This is a genomic window from Pseudodesulfovibrio halophilus DSM 5663, from assembly GCF_059568665.1.
The window spans coordinates 254,224-278,103 of the sequence record NZ_JCANTV010000011.1; the positions used below are offsets into that span (position 1 = coordinate 254,224).

Genomic DNA, 23,880 nt, shown 5'->3' on the forward strand with positions numbered 1-23,880 from the left:
TTTCTACTGCGTTGTTTCCATCATCTTGCTGGCGACCTTGTTCAACATGGCCTCCTGAAGACGAATACTAATCTCGTTACTCTTCTCGACGTTCTCCAGAAGCTCGCGGAGCTTGTCCACGGTCTCCAGCAGGGCCGTGAAGGTCATGTCCGTGGGGGTGCCCTGCTTTTTGCGGATCATTTCGAGGATGTTTTCCAGCTTGTGTGCCAGCGTCTCGATGTTCTGCAGCTTCAGCAGGTTGGCCCCGGCCTTGATGGAGTGGGCGTCTCGGAAGATGCCGTGAATGACCGTGTCATCCAGTTTTCCCTGTTCAATATTGAGCAGCCCGGACTCCACGGAGTTCAGGCGTTCTTCGGTTTCTTCTATGAAGACTTCCAGTACTGGGTCTCTCATTCGGTGTGTCCTTGGATGAGCTCAATCGCCTTTTCGGCTATGCGGTTCAGTTCCGGTTTGGAAATCTGGTGGTCGGCGCCGACCGAGTCGCCCTTGTGCCGGAGTTCATCGGTGATGATGGAGGAGTAAAGGATGACCGGAAGTTTGCCCAGTACCGGGTCCTGCTTGATATTCTTGGTCAGGGTGAACCCGTCCATGAGCGGCATCTCGATATCCGAGATGACCACGTCCACGAAATCGGTGATGTCCCGGTTTTCCTCTTCGGCAACTCCCTTCAGTTCCAGCAGGGCCTTGAGCGCATCCTCGCCGTTGTTGAGGATGCGGTGACGGAAATTCGCGGCTTTCAGGTTTGCGTCCACCATCATGCGGATCGTGGCGGAGTCGTCGCAGACAATCGCCTTGTATTCCCTTTCCGCTACCGCCACGTTTTCCGTGTCGTGATCCTCGAATTCCGAAAGAATCGTTTCGAGGTCGAGCAATTGGATGAATCTGTCGTTTTTGTCAACCATTCCCACGATGGCGTCGGTGCTTTTCGCGATGACGCCACTTGGCGGAATGACTTCCCGCCAACCCACGCGGTGGATTTCGGTGACACCCGAAACAAGGAAACCGGTCACGGACTGGCTGAATTCGGTGACGATGACGATGTCCCGCTCGGTCTTGGGCATGTCGATTTCGAGCCAGACGCTCAGATCCAGCACGGCCAGAATCACCTCGCGCAGGGGGATGGTGCCCAGAAAAGAAGGGTGGGGCGCGGACTCTGGCGGCTCCAGATTGGGGGTCTCGATGACCTGCATGACCTTGGCCACATTTATGCCGAAGTAGTGCCGTATGGGCTCTTTGCCCTCGGGAACGCTTTCTTCAATGTAGAATTCAAGGAGTTCCAGTTCGTTGGTTCCCGTTTCGAGCAGTATTCCCGTATCGATGGGAGAGTCGGCTTTTTTCATCTTTCGGCCCTCTGGCTGAGCGGTTTTGTTGCCGGTGCGCACACCGGATTCTCCAAGTATTGGTTCCGCAGAGTCGAAAATCAAGTGAATAATTCATGAATCACCAATTCTTGTGAATGATTTTTTTATAAAGCCTTGACCTTGTTCCCCGAGCCATGCTCTAGGGGTAATAGGGAAAGGTCCTTTTTTCGTTTTTTTTAGAAATTGGAGCCCAAAATGAGCGATTCCGTGTCCATCGACGCCAGAGAGGCCCTGAGCGAACTCAAAAACATGCTTTCTGACTCTGCCGACGCGCTTGTGCCCTGGTTTTACGTGAACATGCCCGAATACTATTTTCAGACGCACGAAAAACAGGAGCAGCTCAAACATCTGCGCGCCATCCTCTCGGGGCAGGTGCGCTCCGAAAGACAGGCCGTACAGCTCAGGAGCCCTTGCGGAACCAGGGTAACCCACATCACCCCCGGCGCAGACATGAAGGTGCTGGCCGACGTGCTGGAGCAGTACCGAGAGAAAACCCTGCAGGCCGCGCGAATCTATTCCAGCCGCGACGACGCCCTGAGGCTCGACACGCTTGTGCTCGGCCCCCAGAACACCTGCGAAGTTGACGGCAGCGGCTACAAGCGGGCTCTCGAAGCCATCACCGAAAGCAGGATGGTCATTCCCGAAGATCAGGATGATTTCGGAAAGTTCCTTGCCGGAACCACCGAGGACTATGTGGAGAAGTTCGAAGCGGCCCGGGCCGTGCGTCACTTCGAGACCTGCCGCTGCGTCGAGGGCACCGAAAGGGTCCATGTTCAGCTGGACAAGGAAGTACACCCCGGATTTGACCGCATCAGCGTGGCCATGGCCAATCCCCCTTCCAAAGCGCTGCTGCTCATGGCGGTTAAGGTCCTCGCGCGCGAGGAAGTCCCCGTGGACCGGGCCTATGGCGATCTTTTCGAACTTCAGGAGAACGGCTCGGCCGCCGTGTTCAGTTTTTATCTGGACCGGTCAAAGGTCGATCTGGACGAGGATTCGGAGCGTTACGCGCGGCTGCGTCGTCAGCTCAAGGCCATTAAGTGGTTCGCGTTTCACGGACTCGAAGTGCTGTCAGAAGAGGACGGGTGGGAAATCGGCAGCGTCATGCTCATGCAGGCAGCGGCCGAGTTCGCCCACCAGTTCCTGACGGCCAAGGATATCTACGCCTACTCTTCAGGCCGGATCGTGCACACCATGCTCGACCACCGCGACATTCTGGAGCTGCTTTTCAGTTATTTCGAGGCGCGTTTCAATCCGGAAGTAGGCGGCGGGCGCGAGGCGCTGATGGAGCACAGGCGGCGCAAGGTGCGCAAGGCCATCGGCGGGGTGACGGACGACATCTGTCGCAACATCCTGAACTACATCTACAGGTTCTTCCGTTATACCCTGAGGACCAACTACTATGTGTCCGAGCGGTTCGGTCTCGCATTCCGCATGGATCCGCTCATCCTCTCCCCTATGCCCAAGGAGGAGCGCCCCTTCGGGTTCTACTGCTTTCACGGGCCCTATTGCTTCGGCTTCCATGTCCGCTATCGCGACATGTCCCGCGGGGGCGTGCGGGTGGTGCGCACCTGGAATCAGGAGCACTTCGAACTGGAGAGCAATCGGCTGTTCGACGAAGTCACCAAGCTGGCGAGTGCGCAGCAGTTCAAGAACAAGGACATTCCGGAAGGCGGATCCAAGGCCGTTGTGCTCATGGGTCCCGACGGGGAGGTGGACATCGCGGTGAAGAGCATGGTCGACTCCCTGCTGGATCTCATCACAGTACCCGAGGACGCCGGGCCGGGCAACTGGACGCGTCCGGAAGTGGTGGACTACTTAGATCGTGAGGAGATCATCTATCTGGGGCCGGACGAGAACATCACGCCCAAACACGTGCAGTGGTTCGTGGACCGGGCCCGCAAGCGCGAATACAAGTGGCCCGCCGCGTTCATGAGCTCCAAGCCGCGGGCAGGGATCGGGCACAAGCACTACGGCGTCACCAGTGAAGGGGTCATCGTCTTTGCGGACGAACTGCTGCGGGCCATGGGCATCGCCCCGCACAACCAGAGGTTCACGGTCAAGCTCACCGGCGGTCCCGCCGGCGACGTGGCCTCCAACGTCATGAAGATTCTGCGCCGAGAGTACGGTGACAACGCCTGCATCGTGGCCATGTCGGACGGACATGGGGCGGCCTACGACCCGGCCGGGCTGGATCACGAGGAGCTCTTGCGTCTGGTGGACGGGGAGAAGAAGGCGTCCCATTTCGACCCAGAAAAACTCTCCGGCCCCGATGCGTTCGTGGTCTCCACTGAGACGCAGGAAGGCAGGGCCGTGCGTGACAGCTTGCACAACACGGTGGAGGCCGACCTGTTCATTCCGTCAGGAGGAAGGCCGGACACCATCAACATGCAGAACTGGCAGCGGTTCCTGCGTCACGACGGCAAGCCCACTGCGCGGGGCATCGTGGAGGGCGCCAACATCTTCATCTCCACCGACGCCCGCGCGAAGCTCGAGGAGGCAGGCGTCATGGTCGTCCCCGGCCCGTCCGCCAACAAGACCGGCGTGATCTGCTCCTCCTACGAGATTCTTGCGGGGCTGGCCCTGTCGGAAGACGAGTTCCTCGAAATAAAGGACACGTACGTGGAGCAGGTGCTGGACATCCTGCGGCTGCGGGCGCGCGACGAGGCCCGGCTGCTCATGCGCGAGTACAAGAGCTGCGGCGGCTCCAAGACCATCACGGAGCTCTCCTACGAGCTGTCCCGACACATCAACGATCTCGCGGATATGGTGGTGGCGATGCTTGACGAAGGCGTGGCGTCAGTGGCCGCCAATCCGCTGCTCAAGCGCATGGTGCTCGCATACTGCCCGGCAATACTCGCTGAAAAGTACGGTGACCGAGTCCTGCGAAACGTTCCGCGCGCTCATTTCCACGCATTGCTCGGAGCATTCATCTCTGCGCGCATCATGTATCAGGAAGGGCTCAACTGGGCCGAGCGACCTGTTGACGTGGCAGGCGTTCGCAGGCTTATCATGGCCTATCTCGAAGAAGAGGATATGGTGACCCGGTGGGTAGAGGACATCCGCGAGAGCGGACTGGAGCAGGCCGACGACATCGCGTCGGTGGTGCAGGCCTCCGGACGCAAGTACCTGACCATGCGGCGTCTCGGATTCGCATAGACCCCAACGGGAGGATTGCATGCCCGAAGCATTCAGAAACGACGACGAAAGGTTGCGGTCCGAAGTGGACCGCGTCATGAAGGAACGGACCGAGCATGGGCTGGAAGGGCTTGTGGGCGGTCTTGAAGCCATAGTGATCAATACCCAGCCGGAACGGCAGAAGGATGCAGTGCAGGAGGTGTTGAACACCACCGGGTACAGGTACGAACAGGCGTTCGAGCGTGACGGGGTGCGCACCTGCGTCCTCAGGCAGGACGGCAGCGCCGACATGCTGGTCACCTCTCGCATCATGGGTGAGAATCCCTTCAGGCCGGTCAACAGGGGGCCGAAAGGGGATGCCATGCCGGATACGAGGCTGGAGACGCTGGTCTTCAAATGTCCGCGCCTTGAGGAGACAGTTGCCATCCAGAAGAAACGGGGCGTGCGCTTTCTCACGGAAGAGCCGTTGCGTACGCCGTCCTTTCTGTTCATGCAGACCGAACCCTCTCCCTATACCGGCAACTCTGTCGGGTACATCCAGTGGCTGGACGGGGAGAGCGTCTACTGCCCGGATGACGCGCAACGCCTTGACTGGCATTTCGAGAAGCCCGATTGGCCGCATCTGCGCGACGTTCACGAGCTCGACCACGCCGCGACGCGGGTCAGAGCGGAGGAGCGCGACAAGGCCATCATCGAATTCATGGAGCTGACCAACTACCACTTCGATTTCGCCATCTACGTGGAGGCGCTCAACTCCATAACCAACGTGGCGCGCTTGTCGGCAGAGGATTTCGCCATGGTCTTCACCTCCGGCATAGAGCCGTTCAAGTCTGTGGAGGAGTCCGGGCCGACCGAGCTGTTCATCCACAACTACAATACCCGCGTGCACCATCTGGCATTCAGGACGGAAAACATCGAGAAAACGTTCGACGCGCTCGGGGAGCACGGCATGGAGTTTCTGGTGGAGCTTGTGGGCTCGCCGGAAGAGGGCCTCAAGCAGACCTTCACGCGGCCCATGCCTTCCACGTTCATCGTGAACGAATACATTCACCGCTACGGCGACTTCGACGGCTTCTTCACGCAGTCCAACGTGACCATGCTGACAAAGGCGACGGAACGCCAGTAACGGTTTGCGGTCCGGTTGCGGTCCGTCCTTCGTCGGGCGGACCGCTCATTTTAGGATGATTTTTGCCCATCATATGATACGGTGGCGTGAAAACCGGAAATTCAAGGAGAGAAAAAATGACCGAAAGAAAAGGGTTAATCACGTTTCAGGGCAATCCGCTGACCATGGCAGGCAATCCGGTGGAGCCGGGCGACAAGGCTCCGGGGTTCGAGCTGCTGGACAACGCGCTGGGAACCAAGACGATGGATGACTACAAGGACAAGGTCCTCATCATCGCCACCGTGCCGTCGCTGGATACGCACGTGTGCGACCTCGAGGCCCGGCGCTTCAATCAGGAAGCCGCCAAGCTCGGGGACAAGGTGCAGGTGCTGGTGGTCAGCATGGACCTTCCTTTTGCCCAGAAGCGCTGGTCCGACAACGCGGGCGTGGACGTCATGCAGACGCTGTCCGACCATCGCGATGCGTCCTTCGGCCTCGGCTGGGGCGTGCTCATCAAGGAACTGCGCCTGCTGGCCCGGACGGTCTTCATTGTTGATAAATCCGGCAATGTCCAGTATTCGCAGGTCGTTCCCGAGGTAACCGACGAGCCGGACTACGATGATGTGCTTCAGGCCGTGCGGAAAATAATCGATTAGCGGCAGCTCAGGGCCCGAATATACTATCCATGCCCCTTCACCCGTGGTATCGGGTGGAGGGCTGGATGGAATTGACGGGAAGGCGGCGGCCTTCAGGACAACAAGGCAGAACCTTATGAGTACCAAAGCGTGCAGCAATACCCCCGGACACAAGCATAATGTGCAGGACGTTCAGGGAAATATGCTTTCTGAAAAAGAGTTTCTGTTCATGGCGGAGCTGTTCAAGGCGCTCGGGGACTATACCCGCGTGAGAATCTTGCACGCCCTGTCGATTTCGGAACTCTGCGTCTGCGCTCTTGCCGAGGTCCTCGAGATGTCCCAGTCCGCCATTTCACACCAGTTGCGGTTGCTGCGCGCAGCCAGACTGGTACGGTACCGCAAGGAAGGAAAAAACGTATATTACGCTCTTGACGACGAGCATGTGGAAGCGCTGCTCAAGCAGGGGTTTGCCCACATTTCCGAGGAGGCGTAAGCCTCCTCTCCCTCTTTCGCCCGCGCAGAAGCGGGCTATTTCAATTTGACATCTGAGCATACGTGCATATGATGCCCTTAAAGACAGACTGAAAGGGTATATTTTATGTTGACGGAAATCATATTTGAATCGTGGCACGTTCTGGTGGAGGCTGCGCCTTTCGTGCTGCTTGGTTTTTTTGTGGCGGGGCTTCTCAAGGCATTCGTTCCGGACGAATTCATGGCCAGACATCTCGGCGGTAATGGGCCCGGTCCCGTGGTCAAGGCCGCTCTGTTCGGCATACCGCTGCCGCTTTGCTCCTGCGGCGTGCTCCCGGCCGCGCTCGGGCTGAGGCGACAGGGCGCGAGCAAGGGAGCGGCTACCTCGTTCATGATCTCCACTCCCGAAACCGGCGTTGATTCCATCGCGGTGACCTATGCGTTGCTGGACCCGATCATGACCGTTGTCAGGCCTGTGGGCGCCTTTTTCACCGCCATCGTCGCGGGGCTGATGGTCAACATGGGGCCTGACAAGGAAGAAAAGCCCGAGCCGCTGGAAAACCTGGTCCATGCCGGTTGCGGATGCAGTTCCGGCTGCTGCGACGACGAGCCGAAAAAGGCCGGTGCGTGGCAACGGTTCCGCGGCGGAATGGATTACGCGTTCGGTGAGATGATCTCGGACATCGGCAAGTGGCTCATGATAGGCGTGGTGCTTGCCGGGATCATCGCCGCTCTCATTCCGGACGGGTTCATCGAAAACAACATCGGGCACGGTATACTGCCGCTTTTCATCATGCTGCTGGTCGGCCTCCCGCTCTACGTTTGCGCCACAGCCTCCACGCCAATCGCGGCCTCGCTTGTCCTCAAGGGCCTTTCCCCCGGCGCGGCGCTTGTCTTTCTGCTGGCAGGTCCCGCCACCAACGGCGCGACCCTCACCGTCATGTTCAAGGCGCTCGGACGCCGGGCGGCGTTTGCCTACCTGTTCGCGATCGCGGTTTGTTCCATCGCCTTGGGCTGGCTGACCGACAGGCTTTACGAGGGGCTCGGACTGGATATCACGGCGGTGCTTTCCGAAGTTGACGAGGCGGTCCCGGAGTGGCTGGGGACGGCTTCGGCAATCGCGTTGCTCCTGCTCATCGCGTGGAACATGCTCCCGCAGCGCCGACACGGCCACGACTGCTGCTCGTAGGATACCGAACATTCCCGGCTTTCTTTTCATTCGGCCGCTTCCGTGCTACTGAACGTCAAATTGATACGGAGTGGCCGAATGAAAAGAAAACTGCTGGTACTGCTTATCCTTCTGTTCTCGGCATTGCCTGCGCGGGCCGACGATTCTCTTACCAAAATCCGTTTCGGAATCCTCCCGGTTCTGGACACGCTCCCGCTTCAGGTGGCCGTCGCCGAGGGCCTGTTTCATAAGAACGGGCTGGATGTTGAGCTGGTTAAATTCTCCTCTGCCCTTGAACGGGATACCGCCCTGCAGGCCGGGCAGCTCGACGGTTTCTTCGGTGACCTCATCGCAACCTACATGCTTATCGACAAGGGTGTGCCCATGCGCATCGCCACCACGTCGTACAGCACCCGTCCGGGACAGCCCATGTTCGCCATAGTCGCCTCTCCCGCCAAGAAGGGCGTGGGCCTTGAAGGGGTGGAGGGGGCGGAGATGGCCATCTCCAAGTCCACCATCATCGAGTATCTTCTCGACAGGATTCTGGAGCGCAAGGGGCTGCCCTACGACTATTTTAAGCGTGTGGAGATCAAGAAGATCCCCATCCGGCTCCAGATGCTTCTTTCCAACGAGATAGACCTCGCGCTGCTGCCCGAGCCTCTGGTCTCGCTGACGCGCTTCAGGGGAGGCGGCGTGGTGTTTACCGCGGAGACGCTGGGCATCCCGTTGACCGTACTGAACCTGCATCGCCGCTTTTTCGAAGGGAGCGCGACCAAGTACCTGAGTTTCATGGCTGCCTACGTCGAGGCGCTGGAACTCCTCCGAAAGCATCCTGAAAAGTATCGCGAGCTCATGGCGGTGAGCTGCCGGATTCCGCCGCCGCTGGTCCCCGACTTCCCCATCTATGAATATCCCATGCCCAGCCTGCCCTCCGCGGAGCAGTTGAACTCGGTTCAGGACTGGATGGTCGCGCACGACCTGCTCGACGAGAGGATTCCCAGAGATTGGGCCGTATCGCCGGTCGCGCCCTGACATGCTTGAAGCCGAATCACTGAGCAGACGCTTTGACGGCCGGGCCGTTCTCGCCGACGTCTCCTTTTCCCTCGGGGAAGAGGAGACGCTTGCCGTGGTCGGCCCGTCCGGCTGCGGCAAGACGACGCTTCTTTACATGCTCTGCGGCCTGAGCGCGCCGGATGCGGGGCAGGTGCTGCTCGATGGCGAACCGGTTAGCCGTCCCCGGAACGACATCTCCATTATTCTGCAGGATTACGGTCTCCTGCCGTGGAAGACCGTGCGCGAAAACGTGGCCATGGGGCTCAAAGTGCAGGGCGTCTCCAGAGCGAAACGCACCTTCGAGGCCGAAGCCCGGCTTGATGAACTGGAGATGCTGGAACGGGCGGACGACTATCCCGGGACCCTCTCCGGCGGCGAGCAGCAGCGGGTGGCCATCGCACGGGCCTTTGCCACGCGCCCCCGCCTCATGCTGCTGGATGAGCCGTTCTCTTCCCTCGACGCCCTGACGCGCGAGAAGCTCCAGCAGACCATGCTCGACGTCTGGAAGCGCCGTCGCGTTCCCTCTGTGCTCGTGACGCACAGCCTTGAGGAGGCCGTGACGCTCGGCAGACGGATACTGGTGCTCGGCGGATCCCCGGCGAGCCCGGTGGCCTGTCTCGACAACCCCGGGTTCGGTGATCCCGCTCTCAAGACCACCCCCGAAGGGTTCTCGCTGCTCGGCGAGCTGCGTCGCACATTGGAGGGGATATGAAAGGCATGTTGCGATATGCCGTGGTCCTGCTGGTGCTGGGGCTTCTGTGGAAGGCCGCGTCCCTTGCCTTGGGGGGGCGGATTCTGCCTGACCCGCTGGAGGCTTTGTCGGCATTCGCGCAGGCCGCGGCCACTCCGGTTTTCTGGAAGCATTTCGGCGCGAGCGCGTGGCGGGTGCTGGCGGCCATGGGGCTTGCATGGATTACCGCCTTTCCACTGGGGCTGCTCATGGGCAGCGTGCGGCGTGTGGACGCCATGCTTGCTCCTTTCGTCTTTCTGACCTATCCGATCCCCAAGATCGTGCTGCTGCCGGTGTTTCTGCTGGTTCTGGGGCTCGGCGACGCGTCCAAGATCGTCATGATCTCGCTGATCCTCGGCTATCAGATTCTGGTGACGACCCGAGACGGCGTACGCGCGATTCATCCGAGGTATTTCGACTCGGTCCGCTCCATCGGCGGAGGACGGCGGCACCTGCTGTTCGACGTGCTCGTGCCTGCGGCGCTGCCTCACGGATTCACCTCGCTTCGCCTCGGCACCGGCGTTGCCGTGGCGGTGCTTTTTTTCGTTGAATCCTTTGCCACCACCAGCGGACTCGGGTATTTGATTATGGACGCGTGGGGGGCCATGGATTACGTGAGAATGTTTACGGGAATCATCGGCATGAGCCTCCTTGGCGCGGCGCTTTACGAAGCGGCGGACTTTCTCGAGAAACGTGTCTGCCGCTGGATGTTTCTGAGAAAAAAGAGCTGATTTGGAGATTTTACTTGACCACGAGAAAGCTGGAATTCGACGACAGCCACCGGGCCGCCATTCTTTTCGGCCCTGAAAACAATCACCTGCGCCTTGTCGGCGAAAGGTTCAACGTCCGCATCGAGTCGCGCGGCAGCATGGCCGTGATTTCCGCCGGCCCCGGCTCCGTAACCGGCGGGGACGAGGTGGACACCGCGGCCCGCGTGCTCACGCAGCTTTACGGTATGCTCCGAAAAGGTCGCAAGCTCGCGCCGCAGGATGTGGATCTTGCCTGTCGGGTCATCGACCGAGATCCCTCAGCGGAGTTGCACCGCGTCTTTCGGCAGGAAGTGGACGCAGGCTCGCCCAAGCGGCAGATCACGCCCAAGACTGTCAACCAGCGCAACTACCTTGACGCCATTCGCAATAACGATCTGACCATTGCCGTGGGACCGGCCGGAACCGGCAAGACCTATCTGGCCGTGGCCATGGCCGTGGGCGCGTTGCTTCGCAAGGAGGTCAAGCGCATCGTGCTGACCCGTCCTGCGGTGGAGGCCGGGGAAAAGCTCGGGTTCCTGCCCGGCGACCTCGCCGAGAAGGTCAACCCCTACCTGCGCCCCCTGTACGACGCTCTCAACGACATGCTCGATTTCGAAAAGGTGCAGGAGCATCTGGAGACCAGGGTTATCGAAGTGGCCCCGCTGGCGTTCATGCGCGGGCGCACCCTCAATGATGCTTTCATCATCCTTGACGAGGCCCAGAACACGACCTCCGAACAGATGAAGATGTTTCTCACCCGTCTGGGATTCGGCTCCAAGGCCGTGGTCACGGGCGACCTGACCCAGATCGATTTGCCGCGCGACAGCCGTTCGGGTCTGCTGCACGCCCGGGCCGTCCTCAAGGACGTGGAGGGGATCGTGGTCTCCGAATTCGATGATCGAGACGTGATCCGCCACCCGCTGGTGGGACGCATCGTCAGCGCGTACGACAAATCGGAAGCAGAGGAAGCCGGCCAGTGAGCGTGGAAATCGTCCGCAATGCGCCCGCCGACCCGTTGTTCCCGCTGGGCAATGGGGAATTGCACGACCTGTGCGACGATATCCTCGCCGCGCTGGGGCTGGATGAGGCGTCTTTCGAGCTGCGGCTCGTGGATGACTCCGAAGTGGCCGCGCTCAATTCTTCTTTTCTGGGATGCGAAGGGCCGACCAACGTCCTGAGCTTCCCCGCGCAGGAAGGCGTCGTGTCCGATGACCATGGCGAAGAACGCTATCTCGGCGAGGTGGCACTCTCCGTGGATACGCTGGCCCGTGAAACCCGTCTGTACTGGCAGGATCCGCGCGAGCACCTTTCCCGGCTGCTGGCCCATGCGATTCTGCACCTCGCCGGGTACGATCACGGCGAGGAGATGGAGGCGCTCACCGAACTGGCGGTCGCCGCCGTTTCCGGGGAAGCCGCATGAAGTGGGCAGGAGGCAGGTCTCTTTACCGCACACTGGTGGTGAGCGTGGTCCTCGCCGCATTGGCGGTGGGGTTTCTTGCGGTATGGGGCGTCCGCTCCTTCCGTGAGGACGCTGCGGCCATGGCCGTCGAGAACTCCGTGAAGGGGCTTGCCGGAACCGTCTCCGTGCTGGTGAACGTCCTCTCCGAAACCGGAGAACGCCAACAGTTCAGCGGCCTCGACGACGATCAGGTCCGCCAGCGCGTCATGGAAGTCATGCGCGACCGCACGCTCATGTCGGGCATTCTGGTTTCCGACGAAGCCGGGCTGGAGATGGCTGTCCTTCGAGAAGGGGACATGCTTGCTTCAGGCTACCCTCTGGACGGCACCTTCCGCTGGAACGTGTCCGAGGATGACCGCAAGCGGTTGCCGGACATCGATCTCGATTCGCTGGAGCATCGGCTGCAGTCCGAACGCGCCGCGCTGGAGCCCGGTCAGTTCAGTTGGACAAGCGCCTACACGTTCCACGGGCACGGCGAATCGTGGATGACCGTTTCGTGGCTGCTGGGCGAGAAGGGACGCATGCTCACGTTCATCCTGCCGGTTTCGGTTGTCGTGGATCAGCTGGCGCGTGCCGACAGGGGCGAGGCCCAGAAGCTGTTTCTGTTCTGGGAGACCGAGCGGTTCATGGATATTCCGAAGGTCGACGAGGGCGAACAGCCGACGCCTCAGGCGGCCGTGTCCCCGAGTGAACTCAGGGATCCGGTGGCGGGCAAGGCCGCACAGATGCTCATGCAGGACCATGGCCTGCGCGGCAGTCCGTTCCGGTTCCGCGTGAACGGGGAGGTCTGGTGGGGCGGCTCCAAGCCGCTTTCCGCATTCGGCGACAGCATGTACCTCGGCGTGGCCATGCCTCAGAGCAGCGTGAACACCGAGCTGACCGGTGACCGTTTCATCTACGGCTTCGGCGGAGCCATCGTGCTGGCTGCGTTGCTGGCTCTTTATCTCCTCAGACGTTACCGTAGCCGCATCGAGGGGCTCGGTCTCAGGCAGGCTTACGCCAACCCCGAGGATGTGAAGGCGCTGATCGAAGGCGGTGAAAACGAGCGGGTGGAATTCAAGCAGACTCTGCGTTTCAACGTCAAGGCGGGCAAGAACGGCCGCGAGATCGAACTGGCCTCGGTTAAGACCGTTACCGCGTTTCTCAACTCTCGGGGCGGAACCCTGCTGATCGGCGTGAGCGACTCCGGCGAGGTGCTCGGACTGGATGACGACAGGTTCGAGAACGACGACCGCGCCCTGCTACACTTCAACAATCTGCTCGGTCAGCATGTGGGCGTGCATTTTCAGCCGTTCGTCAACGCCCGCGTGGTGCATCTGGACGGAAAGAGTGTCCTGCGCGTCAATTGCGTACGCGCAGACGCCCCGGCCTTTCTGGTCAACGGTCAGACCGAGGAGTTCTACGCCCGCTCCGGTCCGGCAAGCCGCAAGCTCACGGTTCGGCAGTTCTACGAGTACCTCAGAAGCTCCCGGAGCAGATTTGGCGGTCATCGCTGACGGAATGTGCCGTCGCGCCGTTTTTTGACGATTTTTCTCGCGGATCGGGAGTTGTTTTGTGCGAAATCGCGATGGCGTGCCGACGTCGCTGGTGAATGTCGCGTTTCGCAAGAGGCGGCGGACGGTCTGAAAATCCACGCCGTTCGCGGCTTTGCGGGGTTCTTTAGGTCGTCAGGACTTTACAATCGGTCGTGATTGGGACAAACTCCATCGTTTACGCACCACACACAGGTTTTGAACGATGGAGAGTAACCATGGCAAACCACTTTCTGACCATTCTTGACATTCCGAAGGACGAGGCGTGCGAAATGCTCAAGCGCGCTCACGAAATGAAGCGCGACCGGCTTCGCCCGGAAGTCCTTGCCGGAAAGACCATTCTGCTGATTTTCGAAAAGGCTTCCACGCGCACTCGCGTGTCCTTTGAGGTCGGCGTCCGTCATCTGGGCGGCAACGCGGTGTTCATCGCGTCCCGCGACTCCCAGCTCGGCCGCAGCGAACCCCTTGAGGACACCGCCCGCGTGCTGGCCCGATACGCCGACGGTTTGGTGGTGCGAACCTTCGGTCAGCACAAGCTCGACGTGCTGGCCGAATACGGCGACATCCCCATCATCAACGCTCTCACCGACGAGTATCACCCCTGTCAGGTGATGAGCGATATGCTGACCATGTACGAGCGCACCCCCGATCTGGAGAAGGTCAAGGTGTCCTGGATCGGCGACGGCAACAACATGGCCCATTCCTTCATCAACGCCAGCGCCATGTTCGGCTTCGAGCTGACGGTGGCCTGCCCGGAAGGGTACGACCCGGATCAGGAAATTGTGGACAAGGCCGTCGACCTCGGCGCCAAGGTGACGTTCACCCGCGATCCGGCCAAGGCCGCCGAAGGCGCTCACTACATCAACACCGACGTGTGGGCCAGCATGGGGCAGGAGGAAGAGCAGAAGCTCCGCGAGGCCGCTTTTGACGGCTTCATCGTGGACGAGGCGCTCATGGCCAAAGCCGCGCCGAACGCCAAGTTCATGCACTGCCTCCCCGCGCATAGAGGCGAAGAGGTCAGCGCGGAAGTGTTCGAATCGGCCGCTTCCATCGTCTTCGACCAGGCGGAGAACCGCCTGCACATGCAGAAGGCGATCATGGAAAAGGTCTTCAAGTAGCAAATCAAGAGACGTACGGAGAAATATACAAATGGGTAAGATCGATAAGGTCATTCTGGCCTACTCCGGAGGTCTGGATACCTCCATCATCCTGAAATGGATCAAGAACGAGTACAACTGCGAAGTCGTCACCATGACCGCCGACCTCGGTCAGGGCGAGGAAATGGACGGCATCGAGGAAAAGGCCGAGGCTACCGGCGCTTCCAAGGCCTATGTGGAAGACCTGCGCGAGGAATTCGTGCGCGACTATGTTTTCCCCTCCTTTCGCGCCGGAGCGCTGTATGAAGGGCGCTACCTGCTCGGAACCGCCATCGCCCGTCCGCTGATCTCCAAGCGCATGGTCGAGATCGCCGAACTCGAAGGCGCTCAGGCCGTGGCCCACGGTGCCACCGGCAAAGGCAACGATCAGGTCCGCTTCGAACTCGCCACCATGGCGCTGAATCCGCGCATCGGCACCATCGCTCCGTGGCGCGACTGGGATCTCAAGTCCCGCACGGACCTCATCGAGTACGCCAAGGCCAACGACATTCCCATTCCCGTGAGCCGCAAGAAGCCGTGGTCCATCGACGCCAACCTGCTGCACACCTCCTTCGAGGGCGGCGAGCTGGAAGACCCGTGGAACGCTCCCGGTCCGGACTGCTACCGCAACATCCTGCCCATCGAGCAGTGCCCGGACGAGCCCGAGGAAATCACCATCGATTTCGAAAAGGGCGACCCGGTCGCCATCAACAACGTCAAGCATTCCCCGGCCGCGCTGCTTGCCAAGCTCAACGAGATGGGCGGCAGGCACGGCATCGGCCGAGTCGACATGGTCGAGAACCGCTTCGTGGGCATGAAGTCCCGCGGCGTCTACGAGACGCCGGGCGGCACCATCATGCACATCGCCCACCGCGACCTCGAAGGTCTGACCATGGACCGCGAAGTCATGCACATGCGCGATTCCATGATCCCCAAGTACGCCGAGATGGTGTACTACGGATACTGGTTCAGTCCCGAGCGCGAAGCCATGCAGGCCATGATCGACAAGACGCAGGAGAAGGTCACCGGCACGGTGCGCCTGAAGCTCTACAAGGGCAACTGCATCCCCCTCGGTCGCAAGTCGCCGTATTCCCTGTATAACGCTGATCTGGCGACCTTCGAGGAAGACACTGTCTACGATCAGGCCGACGCCGCCGGTTTCATCAAGCTCGTGGGCCTGCGCCTGAAAGGCCGTATGCAGCAGAGCAAGTGGGGCGGCAAGGAAACCGACGAATCCTGCGAGAGCTGAGATGGCTGAAAAGAAAATGTGGGGAGGCCGCTTCGCCGACGCGACGGCCACCCTCATGGAAGAATATTCGGAGTCCGTATCCTTTGACTGGCAGCTCTTTGCCGGAGACATTCGCGGTTCTCAGGCCCACGCGCGCGTGCTCGCCAAGCAGGGCTTTCTGACCGAGGACGAGGCAAAGCGCATCGTCGATGGACTGGACAAGGTTCGCGCGGAAGTTGAATCCGGCGACTTCGAGTGGGACACCTCCATGGAGGACGTTCACATGAACGTGGAGTCCCGCCTTACCGAAATCATCGGACCGCTCGGCGGCAAGCTGCACACCGCGCGAAGCCGCAACGACCAGGTCGCGTTGGATTTCCGCCTCCATGTCTCCACGCGCCTTCGCGTGTGGCGCGACCTGTTGAAGCAGGTCGTCCGCGCCTTTGCGGATCAGGCCGAAGCGCATCAGAAGACCATCCTGCCGGGATGCACGCATTTCCAGCCCGCGCAGCCGGTGGTTCTGGCGCATCACCTGCTGGCCTATTGCCAGATGTTCATGCGCGACGCCGAACGCATCGACGACTGCCTCAAGCGCACGGAAGTCTCTCCGCTTGGTGCGGCGGCGCTGGCCGGAACCACGCATCCGGTCAATCCGCAGGCCGTGGCCGACGACCTCGGGCTCGACGGCGTGTTCGCCAACAGCATGGACGCGGTCTCGGACCGCGACTTCGTGCTGGAGGCGCTGTTTACGGGGTCCGTGGTCATGGCGCACCTGTCGCGCTTTTGTGAGGAGATTATCATCTGGGCCAACCCCAATTTCGGCTTCGTGAAGCTGCCGGATGCCTACTCCACCGGCTCCTCGATCATGCCGCAGAAGAAGAACCCGGACGCGTGCGAGATCATGCGCGGCAAGACCGGACGCGTGTTCGGCTCGCTCATGAGCCTGCTGACCGTGCTCAAGGGACTGCCCATGACCTACAACCGCGATCTTCAGGAAGACAAGGAACCGTTCTTCGACACGGACCGCACCGTGGCGACGTCGCTTGCGGTCATGGCCGACATGATGCCCGGGTTCGTCTTTGTTCCCGAGCGCATGCGAGCAACCGTCGAGAAGGGCTTTCTCAACGCCACGGAGCTGGCCGACTATCTGGCCGCCAGAGGCGTTCCCTTCCGCGAGGCGCACCACATCACAGGTGCGGCCGTGGCCCATGCCGAAAAGGCCGAGAAGGGGCTGGAAGATCTCTCGCTTGACGAATTTCGCGAGTTTTCGGACAACATAGCTGAAGACGTTTTCGAAGTGCTCGACTATGACGCCTGCGTCCGCCGCAGGACATCGCCGGGCGGGACCGGTCCGGAATCGGTTTCCGGCCAGCTCGGTGCCGTGCGGGCATGGCTGGAAAGCGTCTAGGAGAAATGATGGCTCTCACCGACACCGACATCGGCATCCTGCGGGATATCCAGAACTACGCTAGAATCGAGCGGTACTTGGGAATGCTCCCGGCCAAGCTGGCTTCCGTGTATTCGGAAGGTGCCCTGGAAGGACTGATGGGAGCCGGGCTTGTCGAGGAAGGAGTCATCTTCACCCACTGCGGTTCCAACCCCAACGGATATCGGCTGACCGAAGAGGGCAAGGCGGCCTTGTTCGAGGAGGGCGGGCAGGACGCCGGAAAACGCTGGCGCATGCTGACCGAGTCCAAGCACCCCGACGCAGAAATGCTCGATGCCGGTACGCTCGACATCCTGGTCGACCTGTATCATCTGAGCAAGCTGCGGCGTTCCGGCGGGCTGGTGCGCAAGGAACTTCTTGACGAGTACGATCGCTCCAGCCTCAGCGCGCTGTATGACCTTGGCCTTATCTTCTGGGTCAAGCTCAAAGGCCGGGGCGTTGAGAGCGGCAAGGGATACATCATCTCCGACCGCGCCGTGCGTCTGCTCAAGCTCGTGGGAGAGATAGACTGACGCGGTTGCCCGTGGACACGAATTGCGATAGATACGTGACTGGGCGAACTGATCGGACCGAAAGAGCCGTTTTTTGCCCGAACCTCTTGCAATTCTGCGCAGGAGTCTTATGAAGGTCGTTGATAAACACTCGACCGAACGCCCTAAGGGCGAAACGCTTCAACGATAGCCAATCGCATCCGCTTACCGAGGAGTCATCCTTGAACAATTTCACCAAGAATCTCGCAATATGGCTGATCATCTCAGTGTTGATGGTCGTTCTCTTCAACCTATTCAGCCAGCAACCTTCGCCCAGCGTCAAGATGAACTACACTGAGTTCCTCCAGCGCGTGAATTCCGGCGACATCCTTTCCGTCAAGATCCAGGGACAGTCCATCACCGGCGTCACCTCGGCGGACAAGCGTTTCCAGACGTTTGCCCCGGATGACCCGAACCTCGTGGACAACCTGATCAATCAGGGCGTGCAGGTGGAGGCCGAACCGCCGGACGACGGGCCGTGGTATATGACCCTGCTTGTGTCGTGGTTCCCCATGCTGTTGCTCATCGGCGTATGGATTTTCTTCATGCGGCAGATGCAGGGCGGCGGTGGAGGCGGTCGGGGGGCCATGAGCTTCGGCCGATCGCGGGCGAAACTCATCAACCAGGAAAGCGCCAAGGTCACCTTTGAAGACGTGGCCGGCGTGGACGAGGCCAAGGAAGAGCTTTACGAAGTCGTTCAGTTCCTGAGCGACCCGCGCAAGTTCACCCGTCTCGGCGGCCGCATACCCAAGGGTGTGCTGCTCGTCGGCTCGCCGGGCACCGGTAAGACGCTCATGGCCCGTGCCGTGGCAGGTGAGGCGGGCGTGCCCTTCTTCTCCATCTCCGGTTCGGACTTTGTCGAAATGTTCGTCGGCGTGGGCGCATCCCGCGTTCGCGACCTTTTCGAGCAGGGCAAGAAGAACGCCCCGTGCCTCATCTTCATCGACGAAATCGACGCGGTCGGTCGTCAGCGCGGCGCCGGTCTCGGCGGCGGTCATGACGAGCGCGAACAGACCCTGAACCAGCTTCTGGTGGAAATGGACGGCTTTGAGTCCAACGAAGGCGTCATCCTCGTTGCGGCCACCAACCGTCCCGACGTTCTGGACCCGGCTCTGCTGCGTCCCGGCCGTTTCGACAGACAGGTGGTGGTCCCCACCCCGGACCTGCGCGGTCGCGAACGCATCCTTCAGGTACACGCCCGCAGAACGCCGCTGGCTCCCGAGGTCGATCTCGGCGTCGTGGCCCGCGGGACCCCCGGATTCTCCGGTGCCGACCTTGAAAACCTCGTGAACGAGGCGGCCCTGCACGCGGCCAAGAAGGACAAGGACCGCGTGGAAATGGAGGACTTCGAGGAAGCCAAGGACAAGGTCATGATGGGCAAGGAGCGCCGCAGCGTCATCCTTTCCGACGAGGAAAAGCGCATCACGGCCTACCACGAAGGCGGTCACGCGCTGGTGGCGAAGCTGCTGCCGGGCACCGACCCCGTTCACAAGGTTTCCATCATCCCGCGCGGTCAGGCCATGGGCGTGACCATGCAGCTGCCGGTGGACGACCGCCACAGCTACAACCGGGAATATCTCGAAAATCAGATAGCCATGCTTCTCGGCGGCCGCGTGGCCGAAGAAGTCGCCATCGGTTCCATTACCACCGGAGCCAGCAACGACATCGACCGCGCCACCAAGATCGCCCGCAACATGGTCTGCATGTGGGGCATGAGTGAAAAGCTCGGCCCTCTGAGCTTCGGCGACAATCAGGAACAGGTCTTCCTCGGCAAGGAACTCATCCACGACAAGAACTACGGTGAAGAGACCGCGAAGGTCATCGACGCCGAAGTTCGCCGCTTCGTGGAGGAAGGACACGACAAGGCCCGCTCCCTGCTGAAGGAAAAGCGCGAGGTGTTGGACAAGATCGCCGAGGCGCTGCTTGAGCGCGAGACAATCACCGGCGCCGACATTGACCTGCTCATGGAAGGCAAGGAGCTGCCGCCTGCGCCCATCATGAATGAGCCGCGCGACCTCGGTTCCGGCAAGAAGGAAGGTGGCGCCGGATACTCTCCGGTCAGCGAAAAGAAATCCGAATCCGAAGAGAGCGGCTCCGCCGATTCCAGTGACGAGGAATTCATCCTTGAAGACGCCGAGGACAAGGACGACTCCGGCTCCGGCGATTCCGGTTCCGGCAGCGAGTCCGACGACTCCGACGGCGGCTCCAAGCTCCAGTAAAAGCACATTGTCGGCGACTGTATGAAACAAACCGTTTGGACCATCAAGGGGGGCAGGGTCATTGGCCCTGCTCCCTTTTTCATTGCCGGAATAGTCAATGTCACCCCTGACTCGTTCTATGACGGAGGACGCAGCGCCGCTGCCGAGAGCGCGGTCGCCCATGGTGAACGTTTGGCAGCCGAAGGTGCTCACATCCTCGACATTGGCGGGGAGAGCACACGTCCGTATTCTGACCGCGTGGAGACCGATCAGGAACTCGCACGGGTTGTTCCGGTGATTCGCGCTCTGGCGGGAAGGACCATGTCCGGCCCGGAAGGGGAGTTCATGCCGGTCGTTTCCGTTGATACCTACAAGGCGGAAGTCGCTGCCCGAGCCCTCGAAGCAGGCGCCGACATCGTCAACGACGTGTCCGCCTTCGAGTTCGACCCGGAGCTGCTCGACGTGCTGGCCCAGTACAGGCCCGGATACGTGCTCATGCACAGCCTCGGCAGGCCCGAGGACATGCAGGACGCGCCGTCGTACGACGACCCCGTGGACGAGATAATCTCGTTTTTCGAGAAGAAGCTCTCGGCGCTGGACAAGGCCGGGGTGCCTTCCGACCGCATTGTTCTGGACCCGGGCATCGGCTTCGGCAAGCTGCTGGAGCATAACCTCGCCATTCTGGCCGACACGGATCGTTTTTTGGAACTGGGGCTGCCGGTTTACATGGGGCTTTCCAACAAATCTCTTTGGCAGGGGCTGCTCGGCCTCGGCGTTGATGAACGGCATAATGCGACGCAGGCCGGGACCGCCGTGACCGCCATGAAGGGCGCCGCCATTCACAGGGTGCATGAAGTGGCTGCCACAAGGCAGACGTTGACCATTGTGCACGCTCTGACATAGGAAATAAGGATGTTCGAGCTTTTCGGGATTCAGTTCGCGTGGCAGGCCGCTCTCGACATCGGTATCGTCGCGTTCATCTATTACAATCTCATCCTGCTGGTGCGCGGAACCCGCGCCGTGGCGGTCGTTTACGGACTGCTGCTGGTGCTGGTGATCTACTTTGTTTCCAGCAGGCTGAATCTCTTTACGCTCAACACCCTGCTGGGCGAGTTCCTGAACTCCTTCTTCCTTGTCATCATCATCCTGTTTCAGAAGGATATCAGGAAAGGCCTTTCCCAGCTCGGAACAGGTCGGTTCTGGTTCATGAAGGGGCAGCAGATAGAGGAGAAGATTCTCGACGAGCTCGTGCTGGCCGTCATCGGCATGGCCAAGGAACGTGTCGGCGCCATAATCGTTCTGGAAAAGAACGTCCCTCTCGGCGACATCATCGAGCGCGGCGTTGAGATCGACTCGCGTATCAAGGCCGAGTTGCTGCGTACCATTTTTCATCACGACACCCCGCTTCACGACGGGGCCGTGGTTATCCGCAGGGGGCGCATTAGCGCGGCGTCCTGCATTCTGCCGCTGTCCGGCAAGCTCAGGGGCAATACCATGTTCGGCACCCGGCATCGCGCCGCTCTCGGCATCAGCGAGAGCTCGGACGCCATTACCATCGTGGTCTCCGAGGAGCGCGGGGAAATCTCCATCGCCATCGGCGGACGCCTGACTACCAGCCTTGACGAGGTTCGGCTGCGCCGGGTCGTCAAGAACGCTTTGGAGCGATAGTTCATGCGCAAGAACTGGCAATACATGCTGCTGGCTGTCGTCATGGCCGTGTTTTCGTGGTTTCTGGTCAACGGCCAGGAGCGGGTCGAGACAGTGGTGGACATGTCGGTGATTATGAGCAACCCCCCCGAAGGGCTCATGGTCGACACCGGCTTCGTGGACAGCATCCAGGTGCGTCTGCGGGGCCCCAAGGGGCTGTTGCGCACCCTCGACAACAAACGGCTCGTCTATGATGTGGACGCCCGAAACTTCCGCGCCGGCCAGAACGTGGTGGACATTGACGTGGACCGCATCCCGGTGCCGTCCTCGTTCGACATAGTCGAACTGACACCGAACCGGCTTACGCTCGTGGTCGACCGCATCGCCGCCAAGACGGTGGAGGTCGAAGCCGAGTGGCGAGGTGAGCTGAACAATTTCTTCGTCTTCGACCGCATTGAGGTCACGCCGTCACAGATTCGTCTGCGCGGCCCCGAAACGAGGCTGCGCAAGATCACGGGAACAGATGTCGTCATGAAGGAGGACTTCCCGAGGGATGTCCCGACTTCTTGGGTGGAGCACCTCGCACTGGACCTGCCCGAAGAGGTGGAGGCCACGCCGTCGCAGGTCAAGGTGGAAGCGTTTTTCAAGCCCAAGACCCGGGAGATATGGGTCAAGATGCCTTTGGAGGTTGACTCGCCGCAGGGGCTGAGTCTCAGGCCGAGGCAGGATTACGTGCGGATGCTCATCGAAGGCCCGCTGATGATGTTTCGGGACAACGCGTTCCGCAAGGACATTCACGTGAGGCTCGACCCGCCTGAGAACCTGTCGCCCGGCGAAAAGCAACTGGACTACACGGTCACCGTTCCCGAGGGCGTGGTGGTCAAGAAGCGCAACCCCGAGAAAATCGGGGTCGTCATAGAGAAGGATTGATTGGAGAGACCATGAATCAGAGATTATTCGGAACCGACGGCCTGCGCGGTCAGGTCAATATATTCCCCATGACCGCGGAGGTCGCGCTGCGTCTCGGCCTTGCCGCAGGTCAGTATTTCCGCAACGGCAACAAGCGACACCGCGTGGTTATCGGCAAGGACACCCGCCTCTCGGGCTACGTGTTCGAAACCGCGCTGACCTCCGGCTTTTGCGCCAACGGCATGGATGTGTTTTTGGTGGGCCCCATGCCCACGCCGGCCATTTCCTTTCTGACGCACAGCATGCGGGCGGATTTGGGCGTGGTCATCTCGGCCTCGCACAACCCGTTCATGGACAACGGCATCAAGTTCTTCGACCACAAGGGATACAAACTGCCCGACTCGGTGGAAGACGAGATCACCTCGCTGGTCATGAATCAGGACACGCAGTGGGAGTATCCCGCCGCAGAGCAGGTGGGCAAGGCCCAGCGCATCAAGGACGCTGCCGGGCGGTACATCGTTTATCTCAAGCACAGCTTCTCCAACTCTCTCACGCTCGACGGCATGAAGATCGTGCTGGACTGCGCCAACGGAGCGGCCTACGGCGTGGCGCCCTCGGTCTTCGAGGAGCTGGGCGCCACGGTCATCCGCGTTGGCGTTGAGCCGGACGGGGTGAACATTAACAGCAAGTGCGGTTCGCTGTATCCGGAGGTCATCTCGCAGAAGGTCCGGGAGGAGAACGCCGACATCGGACTGGCTCTTGACGGGGACGCCGACAGGCTCATCGTCTGCGACGAGAACGGCCGGGTCCTTGACGGCGACCAGATCATGGCCCTATGCGCCCATGAGCTCATGAACAAGGACATGCTCCCCGGCGGAATGCTGGTGGCCACTGTCATGAGCAACATGGCGCTCGAGCTTTTCATGCAGGACTGCGGCGGCTGCCTGCTGCGCACTCCGGTGGGCGACCGCTACGTGGTGGAAGCCATGCGCCGCAAGGGCGCGGTTCTCGGCGGCGAGCAGTCCGGGCATCTCATTTTCCGCGAATACAGCACAACAGGCGACGGGCTGCTTGCGGCGCTGCAATTGTTGCGTATAATGAAAGAGATGGACAAGCCTCTCTCGGATCTGGCCACGCTGCTCGAGCCGCTTCCGCAGATTCTCAAGAACGTCCACGTGGAGCGCAAGATTCCGTTCGACGAGGTCCCCAAGGTTCAGGAGGCGGTCCGCAAGGTCGAGGACGCGCTGGCAGGAAAGGGGCGCGTCCTGTTGCGCTACTCCGGGACCGAGGCCGTGGCCCGTGTCATGGTCGAGGGAGAGCATCCGGACAAGGTGGAAATGTACGCTGACGACATCGTCGAAGCACTGAAGAAGCATTTGCGTTAGGA

22 protein-coding genes are annotated in these 23,880 nt (G+C 60.6%); 20 read left to right on the forward strand and 2 right to left on the reverse strand.

All coding sequences use genetic code 11. The annotated features are described in order from the left end of the window. Positions 1–3: 3 nt before the first annotated feature. Together BR24_RS10190 and BR24_RS10195 are read right to left on the reverse strand one after the other, a co-directional pair. A complete protein-coding gene (locus BR24_RS10190) occupies positions 4–393 on the reverse strand; it encodes an Hpt domain-containing protein (RefSeq protein WP_496541378.1) in 390 nt (129 codons plus the stop codon). Further along, positions 390–1,340 carry a chemotaxis protein gene (locus tag BR24_RS10195; protein WP_496541379.1) on the reverse strand — a complete coding sequence of 317 codons (951 nt, stop codon included), beginning with the start codon at positions 1,338–1,340 and terminating at the stop codon, positions 390–392. The genes BR24_RS10190 and BR24_RS10195 overlap by 4 nt, the downstream gene beginning before the upstream one ends. A 216-nt stretch (positions 1,341–1,556) precedes the next feature. Between BR24_RS10195 and BR24_RS10200 the strand changes: the two genes are divergently transcribed. The 20 genes from BR24_RS10200 to glmM all read left to right on the forward strand — a co-directional run bounded on the left by BR24_RS10200 (position 1,557) and on the right by glmM (position 23,878). Continuing rightward, positions 1,557–4,517 (forward strand): NAD-glutamate dehydrogenase domain-containing protein, encoded by a 2,961-nt coding sequence (locus BR24_RS10200; RefSeq protein ID WP_496541380.1) that lies wholly within the window; start codon positions 1,557–1,559, stop codon positions 4,515–4,517. 19 nt (positions 4,518–4,536) lie between these two features. Next, positions 4,537–5,622, forward strand: a complete 1,086-nt coding sequence (locus BR24_RS10205) for a hypothetical protein (RefSeq protein WP_496541381.1) — start codon at positions 4,537–4,539, stop codon at positions 5,620–5,622. Positions 5,623–5,738: 116 nt separating this feature from the next. Beyond that, positions 5,739–6,257 (forward strand): thiol peroxidase, encoded by a 519-nt coding sequence (gene tpx, locus BR24_RS10210; protein ID WP_496541382.1) that lies wholly within the window; start codon positions 5,739–5,741, stop codon positions 6,255–6,257. A 181-nt stretch (positions 6,258–6,438) separates the two neighbouring features. Beyond that, positions 6,439–6,729, forward strand: coding sequence for an ArsR/SmtB family transcription factor (locus BR24_RS10215; RefSeq protein ID WP_496541383.1), 291 nt, complete (start codon positions 6,439–6,441; stop codon positions 6,727–6,729). 105 nt (positions 6,730–6,834) lie between these two features. Then, positions 6,835–7,896, forward strand: a complete 1,062-nt coding sequence (locus BR24_RS10220; protein WP_496541384.1) for an SO_0444 family Cu/Zn efflux transporter — start codon at positions 6,835–6,837, stop codon at positions 7,894–7,896. Positions 7,897–7,974: 78 nt separating this feature from the next. Next, complete coding sequence (locus BR24_RS10225; RefSeq protein WP_496541385.1) at positions 7,975–8,907, forward strand: ABC transporter substrate-binding protein; 933 nt, start codon at positions 7,975–7,977, stop codon at positions 8,905–8,907. 1 nt (position 8,908) lies between these two features. Then, positions 8,909–9,640 (forward strand): ABC transporter ATP-binding protein, encoded by a 732-nt coding sequence (locus tag BR24_RS10230; RefSeq protein WP_496541386.1) that lies wholly within the window; start codon positions 8,909–8,911, stop codon positions 9,638–9,640. Continuing rightward, on the forward strand, positions 9,637–10,389 hold the full coding sequence (locus BR24_RS10235) for an ABC transporter permease (protein ID WP_496541387.1): 753 nt from the start codon (positions 9,637–9,639) through the stop codon (positions 10,387–10,389). The genes BR24_RS10230 and BR24_RS10235 overlap by 4 nt, the downstream gene beginning before the upstream one ends. Before the next feature lie 14 nt (positions 10,390–10,403). Beyond that, a complete protein-coding gene (locus BR24_RS10240) occupies positions 10,404–11,387 on the forward strand; it encodes a PhoH family protein (protein WP_496541388.1) in 984 nt (327 codons plus the stop codon). Next, entirely contained in the window at positions 11,384–11,827 is a 444-nt protein-coding gene (gene ybeY, locus BR24_RS10245) for an rRNA maturation RNase YbeY (protein WP_496541389.1), read from the forward strand. Before BR24_RS10240 ends, ybeY begins: the two co-directional genes overlap by 4 nt. Continuing rightward, entirely contained in the window at positions 11,824–13,362 is a 1,539-nt protein-coding gene (locus BR24_RS10250) for an AlbA family DNA-binding domain-containing protein (RefSeq protein WP_496541390.1), read from the forward strand. The genes ybeY and BR24_RS10250 overlap by 4 nt, the downstream gene beginning before the upstream one ends. A 254-nt stretch (positions 13,363–13,616) precedes the next feature. Further along, positions 13,617–14,516 carry an ornithine carbamoyltransferase gene (gene argF, locus BR24_RS10255; RefSeq protein WP_496541391.1) on the forward strand — a complete coding sequence of 300 codons (900 nt, stop codon included), beginning with the start codon at positions 13,617–13,619 and terminating at the stop codon, positions 14,514–14,516. Between the two features lie 31 nt (positions 14,517–14,547). Continuing rightward, the gene (locus BR24_RS10260) at positions 14,548–15,783 is read left to right on the forward strand and encodes an argininosuccinate synthase (protein WP_496541392.1); all 1,236 of its coding nucleotides are present in this window, start codon (positions 14,548–14,550) and stop codon (positions 15,781–15,783) included. A gap of 1 nt (position 15,784) precedes the next feature. Next, entirely contained in the window at positions 15,785–17,170 is a 1,386-nt protein-coding gene (gene argH / locus BR24_RS10265; protein WP_496541393.1) for an argininosuccinate lyase, read from the forward strand. An 8-nt stretch (positions 17,171–17,178) separates the two neighbouring features. Continuing rightward, a complete protein-coding gene (locus tag BR24_RS10270) occupies positions 17,179–17,721 on the forward strand; it encodes a hypothetical protein (protein WP_496541394.1) in 543 nt (180 codons plus the stop codon). A gap of 200 nt (positions 17,722–17,921) precedes the next feature. Beyond that, on the forward strand, positions 17,922–19,958 hold the full coding sequence (ftsH, locus tag BR24_RS10275) for an ATP-dependent zinc metalloprotease FtsH (RefSeq protein WP_496541395.1): 2,037 nt from the start codon (positions 17,922–17,924) through the stop codon (positions 19,956–19,958). A 21-nt stretch (positions 19,959–19,979) separates the two neighbouring features. Continuing rightward, positions 19,980–20,840 carry a dihydropteroate synthase gene (gene folP / locus BR24_RS10280; RefSeq protein WP_496541396.1) on the forward strand — a complete coding sequence of 287 codons (861 nt, stop codon included), beginning with the start codon at positions 19,980–19,982 and terminating at the stop codon, positions 20,838–20,840. A gap of 9 nt (positions 20,841–20,849) precedes the next feature. Then, positions 20,850–21,605: a diadenylate cyclase CdaA gene (gene cdaA / locus BR24_RS10285; protein WP_496541397.1), complete on the forward strand. Its 756-nt coding sequence runs from the start codon at positions 20,850–20,852 to the stop codon at positions 21,603–21,605. Positions 21,606–21,608: 3 nt separating this feature from the next. Next, on the forward strand, positions 21,609–22,514 hold the full coding sequence (locus BR24_RS10290; protein WP_496541398.1) for a CdaR family protein: 906 nt from the start codon (positions 21,609–21,611) through the stop codon (positions 22,512–22,514). A gap of 11 nt (positions 22,515–22,525) precedes the next feature. Then, positions 22,526–23,878 carry a phosphoglucosamine mutase gene (gene glmM, locus BR24_RS10295; protein WP_496541399.1) on the forward strand — a complete coding sequence of 451 codons (1,353 nt, stop codon included), beginning with the start codon at positions 22,526–22,528 and terminating at the stop codon, positions 23,876–23,878. Positions 23,879–23,880 lie beyond the last annotated feature (2 nt).